Below are 15,844 nucleotides of genomic sequence, written 5' to 3'. Positions count from 1 at the left end.
CGGCATCGGCATCGGCATCGGCATCGGCATCGGCATCGGCATCGGCATCGGCATCGGCATCGGCATCGGCATCGGCATCGGCATCGGCATCGGCATCGGCATCGGCATCGGCATCGGAAGTCAGGTCTTCGCCAGGGGCGTCTTGGTCAAGCGGTGCATCATCCAAAGGCTCAGCCATTTCGATAACACCTTCGTCCACCAGATCGTCCGATTTCGGGGTTTCCGCCGGTTTCTGATCGGTTTTCTTTTTGCCCGCCACCGTCACATTCCCTTTATCGATTCTAAAATCACCAGAACTACAGACTGGTCCAAGTTAGTCTGCGCCCGGCTCGCCCTCAACCCGCATCGCGTGTTTCACAAGCTTTTTAACGGCTTTACACATGTGTTTGGGTGTGGGTTCTTTGGCAATCTTCAATCGCTGGAACCCCAAGGTTTTAAGGGGCTCTGAGGTCGCCTCGCTGATTGCAGCCAGCCACAAAGGGGCAGTTCCGGCCCAAATATCGGCAAATTGTCGCGCGGTCCGAGGCGAAAACAAGGGCGCGATGACCGGCCTTTCACCGATTGAGGCTGCTGCGGCCTCGTCGCTCAGCGGCAACAGAAGCTGCTGATAGACGGGTTGCTCTCGGGTGGTCAGGCCCAGTGCCGTCAACCGATCGGCCACGTTGCCCCGGCTATGTTCTCCTCGCAGATGTAACAATGGGCTCGTCGGCCGGACACGCAACAGCGTCGCCACTAGCTCCTCGGCGGTGGCCCCCATCATCTGGGCGTCCCATCCGGCACCCTTTGCGGTGCCGGTGGTGGTAGGACCCACACAGAAGGCTGGCAGATCGCGCCTGACCCCCAACGAGGCCGCCGCGTTCACCGCATTGGCGGAGGAAAAAATCAACCCCTGGATATCGTCAGTCTGCACCTGAACGGGCAGCGGTTTGATTTCAAGAATAGGGGAATAAATGACCTCGACCCGTGATCTGGTGCGGGTTGGCAGCTGCGCCACAAACCTCTCCGAGGCAGCACGCGGGCGGGTCATCAACAAATACAACGATCTGCGCCTTTGGCCATGGGATTGTTTGCATCCGCGCAGGGTGATACCCCGCATGCCAATCATGATGCAACGGAACGGGCCAATGGTGCAAACACTAACCATCCTTGGGTTAGAAAGCAGCTGTGATGACACAGCCGCAGCCGTGGTGCGGCAAACTGACGGTACACCGGTTGAAGTCCTGTCGTCGGTTGTGCATGGTCAAACCGATTTGCACAGCGCGTATGGCGGTATCGTGCCCGAGATTGCGGCGCGCGCTCATGCTGAGAAGCTGGATATCTGCGTGATGCAGGCGCTGGAAGCCGCTGGTTTGAGCCTGAGCAACATGGACGCCATCGCAGTGACAGCCGGGCCGGGTCTGATCGGCGGTGTCATGTCGGGCGTGATGTGCGCCAAAGGGATCAGCGCCGCGACCGGGCTGCCTTTGATCGGCGTCAACCATCTGGCAGGTCACGCCCTGACACCGCGCCTGACCGATGGAATCGCGTTTCCCTATCTGATGCTGCTCGTCTCGGGCGGTCACTGCCAATACCTGATTGCCCATGGTTCCGATACCTTCACCCGCCTTGGCGGCACAATCGATGACGCGCCGGGCGAGGCCTTTGACAAAACCGCCCGTTTGCTGGGCTTGCCCCAACCCGGCGGGCCTTCGGTTGAGGCCGAGGCTCGGTCAGGCGATCCCAAGCGGTTCCGGTTTCCCCGTCCGTTGCTGGATCGACCCGGCTGCGATCTGTCCTTCTCCGGTTTGAAAACAGCCCTGATGCGCATGCGGGATCAAATCGTAGCCGAAAACGGCGGGCTGACCCGCCAGGACCGCGCCGACCTTTGCGCCGGATTTCAACAAGCGGTCGTAGACACGCTGGCTGAAAAAACACGCCGCGCCATTGGCCTGTATCTTGAACAAACCCCCGCAGAGCCGGTGATCGCTGTGGCGGGCGGGGTTGCTGCAAACTCGGGCATTCGCGCCGCATTAGAGTCTGTTTCCAATGAAATGGGTGCTAGGTTCACTGCACCCCCTTTGGCCCTTTGCACCGACAACGCAGCCATGATTGCCTATGCCGGATTGGAACGCTTTCGCGCCGGTGCGCGAGACGGTCTGGACCTGACGGCCCGCCCGCGCTGGCCTCTGGATCAAACCAGCCCGGCCATGTTGGGCAGCGGCAAGAAAGGGGCCAAGGCATGAGTGTTTCTGTTCTGGGTTCCGGCGCATTTGGAACCGCCTTGGCCATATCACTGGCCGGTAACGGGCCGGTGACCCTTTGGTCCCGCGATGCGGCGCAGGCGAGAGCGATGCAAGAAACGGCCGAAAACGCGCAACGCCTGCCCGGCGTGGCTTTGCCGCACCAGATTAGCGTGACAGCGCAAATCGATCAGGCGTGTCAAGCGGATGTGCTGGTGGTTTCCGTCCCTATGCAACAGCTGCGTATGGCCTTGGAGCAGCATAAATCTGCCTTGGCAGGCAAAACCTTGGTCGCCTGCTGCAAAGGGATTGAACTGTCCACCGGCCTTGGCCCCGTGGCGGTGATCCGCGAAACTATCCCGGACGCGCAACCTGCGCTGCTAACCGGGCCCAGCTTTGCGGACGACATCGCACGCGGCTTGCCGACGGCGCTGACTCTGGCCTGCACGGATGCCGACTTAGGCCAAGACCTGCAAGCCCGGCTGACCACCACCAACCTGCGCCTGTATCGCACAACCGACACCATCGGCGCCGAGCTGGGCGGAGCGTTGAAAAACGTCATGGCGATTGGATGCGGCGCTGCGATCGGCGCGGGTTTGGGTGACAGCGCGCGGGCTGCCCTGATCACGCGCGGCTTTGCCGAAATGCAGCGCTTTGCCGCCCGGCGCGGGGCGCAGGCAGAGACCTTGATGGGTCTGTCCGGGCTGGGGGATCTGGTGCTGACCTGCTCGTCCGATCTGTCCCGAAACTACCGTTTTGGCCTGAGTTTGGGTCTAAATCAGCCCTTCGACACCGACACCACGGTCGAAGGCGTCGCCACCGCACGCGCCATGGCCAAGATTGCCCGATCCGAAGGGCTGGATATGCCGATCAGCGCAACGGTGGCGGAACTCAGCGATGGTGCCTACAGTATTGCTGAAGCGATTCAGTCACTGCTGGGTCGGCCCCTGAAGGAGGAATAGAATGCTCATCGCCCTGATCGCCAAAGACAAAGACGGCGCCTTGCAAACGCGGTTGGACAATCGATCAGCCCATCTGGCCTATATCGAGGAAACAGGCGTCGTCTCACAGGCCGGTCCCCTTTTGGACGGGGACGCCATGATTGGATCACTGGTCATTCTGGATGTCGAAGATGTCACCGCCGCGCAGGCTTGGGCGGACAATGACCCTTATACCAAAGCCGGGCTGTTTGCTACGGTCGAGTTGATCCCCTGGAAACGGGTGATTGGCTGATGGCATATTGGCTGTTCAAATCGGAACCTTCGACCTGGAGTTGGGATCAGCAAGTCGCCAAGGGCGACGCAGGCGAAGAATGGGATGGCGTGCGTAACTATCAGGCCCGGAATTTCATGCGGCAGATGGCCATCGGCGATCGCGGCTTTTTCTATCACTCACAAAAAGACAAAGCGATTGTCGGGATTGTCGAGGTCTGCGCCGAGGCCCATCCCGACAGCACCACCGACGACCCACGCTGGGAATGCGTAGACATCAAAGCGGTGCGCCCGTTTTCGCAGACCATCACGCTAGATCAGATCAAAGCCGATGAGCGGCTGTCCGAGATGGTGTTGGTGCGAAACTCACGCCTGTCCGTTCAACCCGTCAGCGACGCGGAATGGGATGTGATCTGCGCATTGGGGAATACGCAGGCGGATTAGGGATAGATAAAAGGGAAGGCCCTGAAAGATGCAGAACCTTCCCTACCCCACGTGCTCCCTACTCACCACACGCATCTGGAAATATCTGGTTCTGACCGTCCTGGTCACTGAACTATCTATAGACCGGTCAAGACCCCGGTTTCAAACGGCAAGTCCTTAAACTCTGACTCAAATGCAAAACGCCCGCCTTGAGGACAGGCGGGCGCTTGTATCTTTGGCTGGATCGGATCAGCCGTAAACGGATTCTTTTCCGAAATGCTTTGTCAGCATGTAATACACGACAGCGCGGTATTTGTTACGCTCGGACATGCCATAGGTTTCCAGGGCTTTGTTGATCGCTTCCATCAGTTCCGGACCATCGGACAGGCCCAGCTTTTTGATCAGGAAGTTGTTTTTGACAGTCTCAATTTCACCGTCCTGGCTGGCGGCAACAGTCGATGCATCCGCATCATAAATCGCAGGGCCACAACCGATTGTGACCTTGGTCAGCAGGTCCATATCCGGATCCATGCCACATTTGTTCTTTAGGTCATCGGCATATTTGGCGATCAAGTCGTCGCGTTTTCCCATTAAACAGTCTCCCTATCAGCAGTCCTGGCTGCGGTTACTCAAATCCTTGAAACAGGTGCGGGAAGGTTAATCACAAGTGTTTTCAACACAAAGGGAAAAATTCCAAGCTTTCCCCCTAAGCGGAGAGACGCTTTCGCGAAGCCGCACGAAACGCTTGATCCGCTATGTCAGAGAAAGCCCGAACCTTGCGGCCGGGCGTGTTACTGCCTGCGTGAACGAATGAAATCGGAGCTGCGGGAGATTTCAGTAGTCCTGGCAGCGCTTCAACCAGCGCACCCTCTTCCAATTCCCGCTGAACGGCCAACCGTGATTTGACCGCAAGACCCAAGCCCTGCACAGCGGCATCGGTCAGCATATCTGAATTCGACACCGCAATGCGCCGGGCTACAGATAGCTGTCCCTCATAGGTGTCGAAACGGGTTTGCCAAGGCAAACAAGCCCAGCGCGTTTGACGTAAATCCTCGACAGATGTCGGGGTACCATGACGGACAAAAAATTCTGGGGAAGCGCAGATTATTCGGTCATTTTCGCATAGCTTGCGCGCCCTCAGGTTACTGTCGGACAGTTTTCCGACACGAATGGCGCAATCTATGCCTTCATCCACCAATGATACATAGCGGTCCACTGCCAGAAACTCGATCGTCAGGTCGGGATGCTCGGTCTGGAACTCGTCTAACAAAGGCATGATAAAGCGGGATAAAATCCACGGGGATAGGGTGACACGCAGGTGCCCGCGAAGGGCACCTTTGCCGCTCCCGGCCTCCAGCTCGGCCTCGCGCAGATCCGACAGGAGGGGTTCGATCCGGTCCAGAAAGATCAACCCCTCATTGGTTAACTGAACCCGGCGGCTGTTGCGGTGAAAGAGTTTAAGGTTCAGAACCTCCTCCAGCTTCGCAATTCTGTGGCTGACAGTCGCCGCTGAGATACCCAGCGCCTGCGCCGCTGACCCAACGCCACCGGTTTTGGCGACCGAGACGAAAGTCAGCAGATCATTCACATGGTACATTCGAAATTTCCAAACGCTGGTTTCATAATTCAGTCAGTTATCGAAGAAAAAATCAAATGATATCTGCTCTGTCACAATCAGAGGAGGTCCCGATGAAATCACTTTATGCAGCGGTCTGCGCGATGACGCTGGCAACTCCGACCCTAGCGAACGGGTTGGAGACATATCTGGAATTCGACAAATCGATCCCACCCGGAAATCTGGCCATCGGGCCGGATGGGCGGATGTTCATGTCGGTGCATGAATTCTACGGGCCTGAACTGCGTATTGTCGAAGTGATGCCCGATGGGTCGACCAAACCCTACCCGACAGAAACATGGGCCCGCGCACCACAGGATGATGCGGACGGGCTGAACGGCGTTCTGGGTCTGCGGGCAGATCGGGAGGGCATTCTTTGGATGCTGGATGGTCAGGGCGAGAACCAGACCGGTCGGATCGTGGGATGGGATACCAATACCGAAACCTTGCATGCGATCCATTACATCGGTGCGCCGGTGGTGCGGCCTACCTCGTTCCTGAACGATCTGGCCGTGGATCGAGATCATGAGGCGATCTATATCTCGGACACGGGCGACGGCCAGAACTCGGCGATTATCGTGGTCGATCTGGAAACCGGTCGCGCGCGGCGCGTGCTTGAAGGATCGAAATACACGATCCCCGAAGATACGCCGATGGTGATCGACGGGCGTGAGATCACGCTGGGCGGCAACCCTGCGAAAATCGGCATCAACCCGATCACGGTCGATCCGACCAACACATGGGTCTATTTCGCTCCGATGACTGCCAGCGCGATGTATCGCCTCCGCACCACCGACCTGTTAGATGAAAGCTTGTCCGATGCTGACCTGGAAGCGCGGGTGGAACGCTATGGAGACAAGCCGATCTCGGATGGGTCCACGGTCGATACTGGCGGCAATGTCTACATCACAGCAATGACCGACAACGCTCTGGGCGTGACGAAACCCGATGGCAGCTATGAGGCGCTGTACCAGTCGGATGACGAATTGCCCTGGCCCGACGGGTTCTCGATCGGAACGGATGGCTATGTCTATGCCACCATCAACGAACTGCACCGCTCGCCCGTCTTGAACGGGGGCGAGGATGCCTCGCAAGGTATCTACAAGATCGTTCGGTTCAAAGCGTTGGCTGACGCTGTCAGTGGGCGCTGATCGCGCTCTAACCCAGCAAGGCCCCGGTTAGCTATCGGCAAAATCCCCAGCCGGGGCCCTGCAGATGAAAATGATCCGCATGTAAACGATTGTATTCTGGGCCCAGAACCACGCGGAACCAATCACAGGCCCCCTGCCCGATCTGTCTTAGAAACGCGGCCTCTGGCCCCGCGGCATTCCAATCTGACAACAGCGAAAGCGTCCGCCCATCGGTCAGTTCGACCCCTACGATATCAATCGAGTCGGCGGTGGCATGGCTGCTCCATCGGCTGGATTGACCTTGTGCAGTGCGCATACGGCGGCAGTTGTAGCTGCCAGCGTGGCGCAGCTTTTCTGCATCCGTACCCAGGAAATCACGCGCCGCAGGCTGCACGACATGGTGTTCCCACATCGCCAATCGCAGGGTTGTCCGGCAACTGGTCTCGACCGCATCGATCCGCGAGGTCACCAGCTGTGACAACAGCCCCCGCCCGGTGATCCCGCAGTTCTGATCGACGACCAGATCATCCATCGCCTCAAATCGAGCACCCGCATTCGACAGCGCGGACCTGCACTGCATCTCATTCGCAAGGGCGCGGTTCAGTTGGTATTTGGTAACTGGTGTGACCGGAGCCTTCACCCTGAGATCGCGCAAAGGGTTCCAAAATGACGGCACGGGCGTTTTGGGATGCGCCAACAGGGCCCAGCCACCGCCACCCAGAAGGATTGCAACGACGGCTATTCTAAAAACGAAAGACGCCGCCAGATACAAGTATCGGCGGCGTCCAGAATTCGGTGTCATCGTCAGACGACAATCAGTAGCGGTAGTGTTCCGGCTTGTAAGGACCTTCCGGCTTCACCCCGATATAGGCCGCTTGCTCATTGTCCATCTTGGTCAGCTTCACGCCGATGCGATCCAGATGCAGGCGGGCGACTTTCTCGTCCAGATGCTTGGGCAGGATGTAGACATCGTTTTCGTACTCATCACCCTTGGTGAACAGTTCGATCTGCGCCAAGACCTGGTTGGTGAAGGAGGCCGACATCACAAACGAAGGGTGGCCGGTGGCGTTGCCGAGGTTAAGCAGACGGCCTTCGGACAGCAGGATGATGCGGTTGCCCGAAGGCATCTCGATCATGTCCACCTGTTCCTTAATGTTGGTCCATTTGTGGTTCTTAAGGCTGGCCACCTGAATTTCGTTGTCGAAGTGACCAATGTTGCCAACGATGGCCATGTCCTTCATTGCACGCATATGCTCGATGCGGATCACGTCCTTGTTGCCGGTGGTGGTAATGAACACATCTGCGGTTTCGACTTCGTCTTCCAGCAGAGTCACTTCGTAACCGTCCATTGCAGCCTGCAGGGCGCAAATCGGGTCAACTTCGGTGACTTTAACGCGGGCACCCGCGCCGGACAGTGACGCAGCCGAGCCTTTGCCTACGTCGCCATACCCGCAAACCACGGCAACCTTACCGGCCAGCATGGTGTCGGTGGCGCGGCGGATGCCGTCAACCAGCGATTCCTTACAGCCATATTTGTTGTCGAACTTCGACTTGGTCACCGAGTCATTCACGTTGATCGCCGGGAACGGCAGGTGACCTTCTTTGACCAGCTGATACAGACGGTTCACACCTGTGGTGGTTTCTTCAGACACGCCTTGAATCTGGTCGCGCATCTTGGTGAACCAACCGGGTGAGGCCGCCATGCGCTTGGCGATCTGCTTCTTGATCACCTCTTCCTCTTCCGAGCCGGGAACAGGAATGATGTCTTCACCCGCCTCAGCGCGTGCGCCCAGCAGGATGTACAGCGTCGCGTCGCCGCCATCGTCCAGGATCATGTTGGGGCCGTCTTCGAACAGGAAGGATTTGTCCAGATAATCCCAATGCTCTTCCAGCGTCTGGCCTTTGATGGCGAAGACAGGAATGCCCGCCTCGGCAATCGCCGCCGCCGCGTGATCCTGGGTTGAGAAGATGTTGCACGACGCCCAGCGCACATCCGCGCCCAGCGCCACCAGCGTTTCGATCAGAACGGCGGTCTGGATGGTCATATGCAGCGAACCAACGATGCGTGCACCTGACAGAGGCTTGCTTTCACCGTATTCCGCACGCAGGGCCATCAGGCCCGGCATTTCGGTTTCGGCGATATCCAGTTCCTTGCGGCCAAACCCGGCCAGCGAAATGTCTTTAACGATATAGTCCCCGGCCATCTGGCGCTCCATTTTTCCGGTCAATCACACTTGGCTGCCCCTAACATCCCTTGGGGCAGGTGGCAATGTGGATGTCCGAAAACGGAGTGTTACGCCAGTTTTATCAGCTTGGCGTGCCGTCAACTTTGACTTTCGGGATCGCTTCGAAAAAATCGGTGCCAACGGCGACAATACAGGAAATGCCGTTCGCCTGGGTCACCAAAACGGTGTAACTGCCCGTTTCCTTTGAGGTCCAGACCTCCATGACCGACTGCGCGCCGCGTGTTTTCTGCAAACCACCAAAGGCCAGCTCTTCCGAGTAGCTTTTCTGCAGCTTGGCAATCACATGCGCGCGCTCTGCACAGGTTTGGGCAAAGGCGGGCGGGGCTGTAGCGGCCATGCCAAAGGTCAGGGTAAGGGCGAATAAACGCTTAAACATAGCAAACTCCTTTCGTTTCGCGTTTCGCTGTGTGAGAGGAGCACACCGGGAGAAGCGTGCGCCCCCCTCGGTTTTTATGTCGGGATCGCATCGTTTCATTTCAAAGCACGAATGCTCAAGAAAACGTTGGCAGCTGGTGATCCTGACAGGTACATCATAGCAGAAAATCGTGATTTTAATGTGTCCCACTTCACAAGGCATGGCAAAATGGCAACACAACCTCGCGCTTGGCAACGGATGCTATCTGGTCGCAGGCTGGACCTGCTGGACCCGACCCCGGTGGATATCGAGATTGAAGATATCGCCCATGGGCTGGCATTTGTTGCGCGATGGAACGGGCAAACACACGGCGATTTTGCCTATTCCGTTGCCGAACATTCCCTTTTGGTTGAAGAGCTCTATGGCCGGATCGCGCCCAAAGCGCCGGTGAAGTGGCGTCTGGCCGCGCTGCTACATGATGCTCCGGAATATGTGATCGGAGACATGATCTCACCCGTCAAATCCGCCGTCGGCCCGGGCTATGGCGCGCTGGATGATCGCCTGATGGCAGCGATCCACATCCGGTTCGGGCTGCCTGCCGAGGTTCCAAAGACGATAAAACGACAGATCAAGAAGGCCGACAAGATCAGTGCGTGGATGGAAGCAACCCAGATCGCAGGATTTTCCGAAGCTGAAGCGACAAAGTTCTTCGGGCGGCCCGATAAGGCCATTATGGACGGTTTGAAGATCACGCTGCGCCCACCGGTTGAGGTGCGACTGGCATATACCCAGCGGCATCAACTGCTGCTGGGCCATCTTTGAACGCAGCGTTCAAACTAATCCGCCCGCTGTTCAACCTTCTGAATGATGCGTCCTTCAGACTCGTGGGCAGACCACCGGACAGGTGTGGCGGTCACGCTTGTGACTGTCGTTTTACCTCCGGCCTTTTGAACTTCCGCCTGCAATATCACACTGCTTGCGATATCTTCATGAGAGAACCCCCACAGCAAGCTGCCCAGCGAATAGGCAATAGGCACTGTTTTGACTGCGTCGGACTTTAGCCGATAAAGCTGAATTGGCTGGGGCACATGCGGGTGGTGGCAAACGATGATATCTGCTCCAAACTCCGCCAACTCCTCTGCCGCTTCTTGTTGCACCCGTCGCGGGAACAGCTCGAATTCGTGACCCCAATGAAGAACCGCAATGATCAAATCGCATTCGGCGGCCTTTGCGTTTGATATCTGCGTTTTCAACAGCTCGATATCGGGCGGCTGATGCTTGGAGGTCAGCTTGGCCAGATTGACATTATAGCCGTGTCCATCGGGCAGGGTTTGACCATTAGTTCCAAAGGCGCAGGACGCAAAACCGATCTTGATCCCGTTTCGTTCGATGATGTTAGCCGCGTCCGGATCAGCCGGGGCTTCACTCACCCCAATCGGCAGGATGTTCCGCTTGGCCAGTGTGGCCAGTGTCGTTTCCACGCCTTCGATGCCCATATCGAAGATATGATTGTTTGCCAGATTCAAGACATCAATCGCCCGACCTTTATGGCAGGTCAATGCATCGAACTGATCCTCTGACGCACATTCAACAGGAGGGCCGGCATCGCCGATTACTTCATCCACCAGAGGTTGGGTTGTAACAGGCGATTCATAGTTGGCGATGACGATATCGTTTTTGAACAACAAGTCTTCGATCTGTGCATAAACCTGATCCTGCGCGGGCTCAGCCCGATGCGTGCGCAGGATATCCCCGGCAAAACTCAGCGTGAGAGTCTCGACCTTTTCACCCTCAGCGCGCGGAGCAAGCTGAGCGTGCTTTGCTTTCATAAACTCAGACGTTTGCAGCTCGGGTTCGGGCAATTGCACCGGATTTTTGCTTTTATAAACCCAGTACAGATTATCCAACAAATTCATCTCCGAGACTTCGCCCGCCGCCCCCTTGCGCGGGCGCGCCCAAAACCCAAATGTTTCAGCCGATTTTGTCACCAGCGCGACAATCCCTTTCAAAACGGGATTGGAGATTTTCAGCGCCTCATACGGCGTGTTTGGCAATAGGGACACTGGGGTTTCTCACTTATCATTTCCGAACCTTTAGTACGCATGCAGATCACCAACATGCATAGGTCTTCGCGGTAGCATAAATAGGGTTAACAAAACGATACTCAGTATATTGTTACACTGTAAATCCGTCACACACCCAGACCAAAAAACGCGACCAAAACGGTCGCGCAGTGAATGTTCAAAGATTTACAAAGGTGGATCGACCAGACGACAGCCTGGCCATGTGAACCCGTCAGCGCGGGCTGCGCTTGGCTAAAATGCGCTGCAATGTCCGGCGGTGCATGTTCAGACGCCGCGCAGTTTCAGACACGTTGCGATCACACAGCTCATAGACTCTCTGGATATGCTCCCATCGCACGCGATCTGCGCTCATGGGGTTTTCCGGCGGCGGGGGCAGCTCGTCGCCCTTGGCCAGCAGCGCGTTGGTGATGTCTGTGGCATCCGCGGGTTTGGACAGGTAGTCTGTCGCCCCGATCTTGACCGCGGCCACCGCGGTTGCGATGGCTCCATACCCGGTTAGAACCACGACACGGCTGTCGGGGCGCTTCTCGCGCAACACCTCGACAACATCAAGCCCATTGCCATCTTCCAACCGAAGATCAACCACAGCATAGGCAGGTGGACGGGCAGTGGAAATGGCGCGACCGGCGGCAACGGAACCGGCGGTTTCAACCTCGAAACCGCGTTTCTCCATGGCCTTTGCCAGACGCCTCAGAAACGGCTCATCATCATCCACCAGAAGCAAAGTTTTGTCCGGGCCGATATCAAGCTGAGAAGGGTCTGCCATTCTTGGGTCTTTCGGTTATTTCATGCCTTTGGCTTGAACATGAGTAATAGCAGCGCCGCTCTAAAGGTCAAACCGGCTTGTCCTCAGGATGCCTGATCGAGAAAGCAACCAATCTTGTCGGCCATTTGTTCGGCCGTGTCGTCACGTTTGAAAAACTCCAGAAATCCATCCTCGGGTGTGACCAGATAAGTAAAGGTCGAATGGTCAACAAGATAATATTCGTCGCTTTTGTCGTGGGCCTTGTAGTAAGTTTTATAGGCCTGGCTGGCCGCTTTGACCTGTTCGGGTGATCCGGTCAGGGCAATCAACCGCTCGTGCAGGTTGAACGCATAGTCGGCCACCACTTCGGGCGTATCCCGATCCGGGTCGATGGAGATGAACACGGGCGTCACCGATTGCCCGCGCTCGGCCAGAATATCCACCGCATCGGCATTGCGGGACATGTCAAACGGGCAGACATCGGGGCAGAAGGTGTAGCCAAAGTAGACTAGCGTCGGTTCGGTGATCACATCCGCGTCAGTGACCGTCTCGCCCTTTCCATTGACCAGTTCGAACGGTCCGCCAATCGTGGCGGTCCCGCCTGCGATCTGGCTGGACCGGCATTGGGCGTATTTGTCATCCGACCCCGATCCTTGTGTCAAAAGCCACATCGCCCCAAGGCCAACAGCCAGGACAACAGTTGCGAGAATTGCATAGAGGCGAGTCATGACGAATATCCATACGCAAGGGATTGTTGATCGTTTCGGCCGGGACACCTATCAAGATGAACAGCTGATGCAACAGGACATAATCGACCCATGGCAGATTCCAATCAGACGTTTTGGCGCGGCCAGGAGCGCAGCAGCTGGATCCGGCTACGCACACTAATCCTGCTGCGCTGGGTGGCCATCGTGGGTCAGATCACCGCCATCACGGTCGCGCAGCAAACCTATCATGTGCAGCTTGAGCTCGGACTGTGCTATCTGGCCGTTGGAGTCTCGGTCCTCGGCAACCTGACGGCGATCTTCCTGTTTCCGCAAAACAAGCGTCTGTCCGAGTTCGAAAACTTCCTGATGGTGCTGTTTGACCTGTTGCAATTGGCGTTTCTGCTGTATCTGACCGGTGGTTTGAACAACCCGTTCGCCCTGCTGCTGTTGGGGCCCGTCACGATCTCGGCCAATGTTATGAGCACGCGCTCTACCCTGATCGTGGGCGGTGTCGCCATCATCCTTGCCACCTTACTGGCTGAATTTCACCTGCCCTTGCGCACCGATATCGGGTTCATTCTGCGCATCCCAGATATTCTTCTGTTCGGCAACTGGGCGGCTATCATCATTGCGATCGTCTTCATCGGGGCCTATTCGCATCGTGTCAGTTCCGAAGTGCAATCCATGTCTGAGGCGCTGTCGGCCGCGCATATGGCGCTGGCGCGTGAACAAAAGCTGACTGATCTGGGCGGCGTTGTCGCCGCCGCCGCGCATGAGCTGGGGACGCCGCTGGCGACAATCAAACTGACCAGCTCGGAACTGATCGAAGAGCTTGAGGATCGCCCCGATCTGAAAGATGACGCCGCCCTGATCCGTGAACAGGCTGATCGCTGCCGCGATATTCTGCGTGATATGGGGCGGGCAGGTAAGGACGATTTGCATTTGCGCCAGGCCCCGATCTCGACTGTTATCCACGAGGCCGCGGAACCGCATATTGAACGCGGTAAGCTGGTGCATTTCATCGAAGGCCCAGCGTTGGATGGGGATGTGCAGCAGCCCTCGATCCTGCGTAAGCCCGAAATCATTCACGGGCTGCGCAACCTGATCCAGAACGCGGTGGATTTTTCGCGCTCCAATGTCTGGGTCGAGGCGCATTGGACCACAGATCAGATCACCGTCAGCATCATGGACGATGGGCGTGGATATCCCTCGCACCTGATTGGCCGGATCGGTGATCCGTTCATGCGCCGAAGGCGGGCCGAGTCAGACCAACGCGCGCGCCCCGAATACGAAGGGATGGGGTTGGGCCTGTTTATCGCCAAAACCCTACTGGAACGCAGTGGAGCCGAGCTTGAATTTGCCAATGGCTCAGACCCTTATCAGCATTTGTCAGATAATCCGGCACATCGGGGGGCTATCGTGCGCGTTTCATGGCCGCGCAAAATGATTGACGCGCAAAAAGGTGACACGCCAGTGCCATCCGGCAGCAACCAGCGCATTCGGGCGTGAGTTAACAGTGCGTTAACCAATCGGAGCAATAGTCTGATCCCAGCACGTAATCTGGCATGGGGTTTCCTATGGCTGACTGGATCATCCTGGCCTCAATCAGTTTGGTTTCATGTTGTCTGGCCGTTCAATGGCTATTGCCGCGGCGCCCGCGGCGGGATGACAGCTATGGACTGTTTTCAAACTCGTCCTTGTTTGACGCCGTCTTCCTGTTCGATGGGGCTCGGTTGATCAGCCATTCGGACATCGCTCTGGCCGGATTTGACGATGTCAAAAACTGGAGCGGTCTGCGCCGCCTCTTGCAAAGGGATTTTCCCACCTTCCCTGAAACGCCTGACCTAGTGCGCGATCAAGGCAATCTGGTTGTCTCGGCCATCGACTGCACGGTCGAGCGCGAGGTTTTGTGCGAATGGATCGACGGAATTGTCCGGGTACAACTACACGAACCTACCCGACCAACCGAAACACATATGCGCGACCCCAATGACCCGATCCGGCATGCGATGGATCAGGCCCCCTATCCGGTTTGGCTGCTGGATCACAACGGACAGGTCAGATGGTGCAACACCGCCTATATTGCTGTCGCGCGCAAGGCGCGTGGCCCGGACGTGGACCTGACCGCGCCCCTGTTTTCCAATGCGGATGACAAACCGGGGCCCAGTGGCAAAGCGCGTGTCGCGGTCAAGGTTGATGATTGCGACAGCCAGCTTTGGTTCGATTTGACTCAAGTTGATGACGAACAAGGGTGTCTGTGCTACGCAGTCGACATCAACGCCATTGTCCAGGCAGAAACCGCCCAGCGCAAATTCGTGCAGACGATGACAAAAACCTTTGCGCAGCTGTCAATTGGTCTGGCCATTTTCGACCGCAACCGCCAACTGGCCCTGTTCAATCCGGCACTGATCGATCTGACGACATTGCCGCCTGACTTTCTCAGCTGTCGCCCCAGCCTCTCCAGCTTTTTTGACATGCTGCGCGAACAACACATGATGCCAGAGCCAAAGAACTACCGCTCGTGGCGCAATCAGATGAACGATCTGCTCGAAGCGGCAGAGGATGGAAATTATCAGGAAACCTGGTCTTTACCCTCAGGGTCGGTCTATTCGGTCAGTGGGAGGCCACATCCCGATGGCGCGGTGGCCTTTTTGTTCGAAGACATCACCGCCGAGATCACGTTGACCCGCCGTTTCCGGTCAGAAATGGACCTGATGCAATCCATCTTTGACAAGCTGGCAGATGCAATCGCGGTGTTTGCCGATGACGGCACGCTGGCCTTTACAAACTACGCTTATCAACAGCTATGGGGCGATCCGGCGGATGCGGGGTTTCAGGCGGAAACAGCCATGGATGTCACCCGGAAATGGCAGGAGCACTGTGTCGCAACACCTGTTTTGGGTGAGATTCGCGATTTCATCGAAATGCGCGATAACCGGGCCGAATGGTCGGCCGAGATTGGCATGCGCGACGGCACGAAATTGGACTGTACCGTAACCCCAATGCAGAACGGTGCGACCATTGTCCGATTTGGTCATGAGGCTCTGATCAGCAGGCAGCCTACAATCGAACAAATCAGCGCCTGAACCGGGTTGCAGCCGCCCAGACG

At 57.1% G+C, this 15,844-nt stretch carries 17 protein-coding genes and 1 pseudogene; 8 read left to right on the top strand and 10 right to left on the bottom strand.

The features are described from left to right. Positions 1-259, bottom strand: a pseudogene (locus ACR0JX_RS10530) (hypothetical protein); the annotation flags it as partial. 54 nt (positions 260-313) lie between these two features. Continuing rightward, complete coding sequence (locus ACR0JX_RS10525) at positions 314-994, bottom strand: uroporphyrinogen-III synthase (RefSeq protein WP_480543746.1); 681 nt, start codon at positions 992-994, stop codon at positions 314-316. Positions 995-1,124: 130 nt separating this feature from the next. Here ACR0JX_RS10525 and tsaD point away from each other — a divergent pair, with 130 nt between their 5' ends. From tsaD to ACR0JX_RS10505, 4 genes are read left to right on the top strand one after another with little or no spacing between them, the layout of a single operon-like run. Next, entirely contained in the window at positions 1,125-2,222 is a 1,098-nt protein-coding gene (gene tsaD / locus ACR0JX_RS10520; protein ID WP_480543759.1) for a tRNA (adenosine(37)-N6)-threonylcarbamoyltransferase complex transferase subunit TsaD, read from the top strand. Next, positions 2,219-3,181, top strand: coding sequence for an NAD(P)H-dependent glycerol-3-phosphate dehydrogenase (locus tag ACR0JX_RS10515; protein ID WP_480543745.1), 963 nt, complete (start codon positions 2,219-2,221; stop codon positions 3,179-3,181). Before tsaD ends, ACR0JX_RS10515 begins: the two co-directional genes overlap by 4 nt. A gap of 1 nt (position 3,182) precedes the next feature. After that, positions 3,183-3,452 (top strand): YciI family protein, encoded by a 270-nt coding sequence (locus ACR0JX_RS10510; RefSeq protein WP_480543744.1) that lies wholly within the window; start codon positions 3,183-3,185, stop codon positions 3,450-3,452. Then, positions 3,452-3,874 (top strand): EVE domain-containing protein, encoded by a 423-nt coding sequence (locus ACR0JX_RS10505; RefSeq protein WP_480543743.1) that lies wholly within the window; start codon positions 3,452-3,454, stop codon positions 3,872-3,874. Before ACR0JX_RS10510 ends, ACR0JX_RS10505 begins: the two co-directional genes overlap by 1 nt. A gap of 228 nt (positions 3,875-4,102) precedes the next feature. Here the strand turns inward: ACR0JX_RS10505 and ACR0JX_RS10500 are convergent, their stop codons facing one another. Then, positions 4,103-4,444 (bottom strand): DUF2853 family protein, encoded by a 342-nt coding sequence (locus ACR0JX_RS10500; protein ID WP_170534337.1) that lies wholly within the window; start codon positions 4,442-4,444, stop codon positions 4,103-4,105. Positions 4,445-4,559: 115 nt separating this feature from the next. Next, a complete protein-coding gene (locus ACR0JX_RS10495) occupies positions 4,560-5,450 on the bottom strand; it encodes a LysR family transcriptional regulator (protein ID WP_480543742.1) in 891 nt (296 codons plus the stop codon). 92 nt (positions 5,451-5,542) lie between these two features. Here ACR0JX_RS10495 and ACR0JX_RS10490 point away from each other — a divergent pair, with 92 nt between their 5' ends. Beyond that, positions 5,543-6,619: an L-dopachrome tautomerase-related protein gene (locus tag ACR0JX_RS10490; RefSeq protein WP_480543741.1), complete on the top strand. Its 1,077-nt coding sequence runs from the start codon at positions 5,543-5,545 to the stop codon at positions 6,617-6,619. Between the two features lie 31 nt (positions 6,620-6,650). Here the strand turns inward: ACR0JX_RS10490 and ACR0JX_RS10485 are convergent, their stop codons facing one another. The 3 genes from ACR0JX_RS10485 to ACR0JX_RS10475 all read right to left on the bottom strand — a co-directional run bounded on the left by ACR0JX_RS10485 (position 6,651) and on the right by ACR0JX_RS10475 (position 9,220). After that, positions 6,651-7,400: an extensin-like domain-containing protein gene (locus ACR0JX_RS10485; protein ID WP_480543740.1), complete on the bottom strand. Its 750-nt coding sequence runs from the start codon at positions 7,398-7,400 to the stop codon at positions 6,651-6,653. Positions 7,401-7,413: 13 nt separating this feature from the next. Continuing rightward, the gene (gene ahcY / locus ACR0JX_RS10480; RefSeq protein WP_480543739.1) at positions 7,414-8,802 is read right to left on the bottom strand and encodes an adenosylhomocysteinase; all 1,389 of its coding nucleotides are present in this window, start codon (positions 8,800-8,802) and stop codon (positions 7,414-7,416) included. A 103-nt stretch (positions 8,803-8,905) separates the two neighbouring features. Continuing rightward, on the bottom strand, positions 8,906-9,220 hold the full coding sequence (locus tag ACR0JX_RS10475) for a hypothetical protein (RefSeq protein WP_480500812.1): 315 nt from the start codon (positions 9,218-9,220) through the stop codon (positions 8,906-8,908). 207 nt (positions 9,221-9,427) lie between these two features. Between ACR0JX_RS10475 and ACR0JX_RS10470 the strand changes: the two genes are divergently transcribed. Next, positions 9,428-10,021, top strand: coding sequence for an HD domain-containing protein (locus tag ACR0JX_RS10470; RefSeq protein WP_480543738.1), 594 nt, complete (start codon positions 9,428-9,430; stop codon positions 10,019-10,021). Positions 10,022-10,035: 14 nt separating this feature from the next. Here ACR0JX_RS10470 and ACR0JX_RS10465 read toward each other — a convergent pair whose 3' ends face one another. The 3 genes from ACR0JX_RS10465 to ACR0JX_RS10455 all read right to left on the bottom strand — a co-directional run bounded on the left by ACR0JX_RS10465 (position 10,036) and on the right by ACR0JX_RS10455 (position 12,756). After that, a complete protein-coding gene (locus ACR0JX_RS10465) occupies positions 10,036-11,262 on the bottom strand; it encodes a CapA family protein (RefSeq protein ID WP_480543737.1) in 1,227 nt (408 codons plus the stop codon). A 232-nt stretch (positions 11,263-11,494) separates the two neighbouring features. Continuing rightward, on the bottom strand, positions 11,495-12,049 hold the full coding sequence (locus ACR0JX_RS10460) for an ActR/PrrA/RegA family redox response regulator transcription factor (RefSeq protein ID WP_480543736.1): 555 nt from the start codon (positions 12,047-12,049) through the stop codon (positions 11,495-11,497). Positions 12,050-12,132: 83 nt separating this feature from the next. Next, positions 12,133-12,756 carry an SCO family protein gene (locus ACR0JX_RS10455; protein ID WP_480543735.1) on the bottom strand — a complete coding sequence of 208 codons (624 nt, stop codon included), beginning with the start codon at positions 12,754-12,756 and terminating at the stop codon, positions 12,133-12,135. A gap of 90 nt (positions 12,757-12,846) precedes the next feature. On the opposite strand from ACR0JX_RS10455, the gene regB reads away from it, so the two are divergent. Next, positions 12,847-14,244 (top strand): sensor histidine kinase RegB, encoded by a 1,398-nt coding sequence (gene regB, locus ACR0JX_RS10450; RefSeq protein WP_480543734.1) that lies wholly within the window; start codon positions 12,847-12,849, stop codon positions 14,242-14,244. A 68-nt stretch (positions 14,245-14,312) separates the two neighbouring features. Next, complete coding sequence (locus tag ACR0JX_RS10445; protein WP_480543733.1) at positions 14,313-15,821, top strand: PAS-domain containing protein; 1,509 nt, start codon at positions 14,313-14,315, stop codon at positions 15,819-15,821. Positions 15,822-15,844: the final 23 nt, after the last annotated feature.

This window comes from Ruegeria sp. AH7, assembly GCF_056541325.1.
Note: the sequence above shows the minus strand (reverse complement) of the source record. Positions and strands in the feature narration are given on the sequence as shown.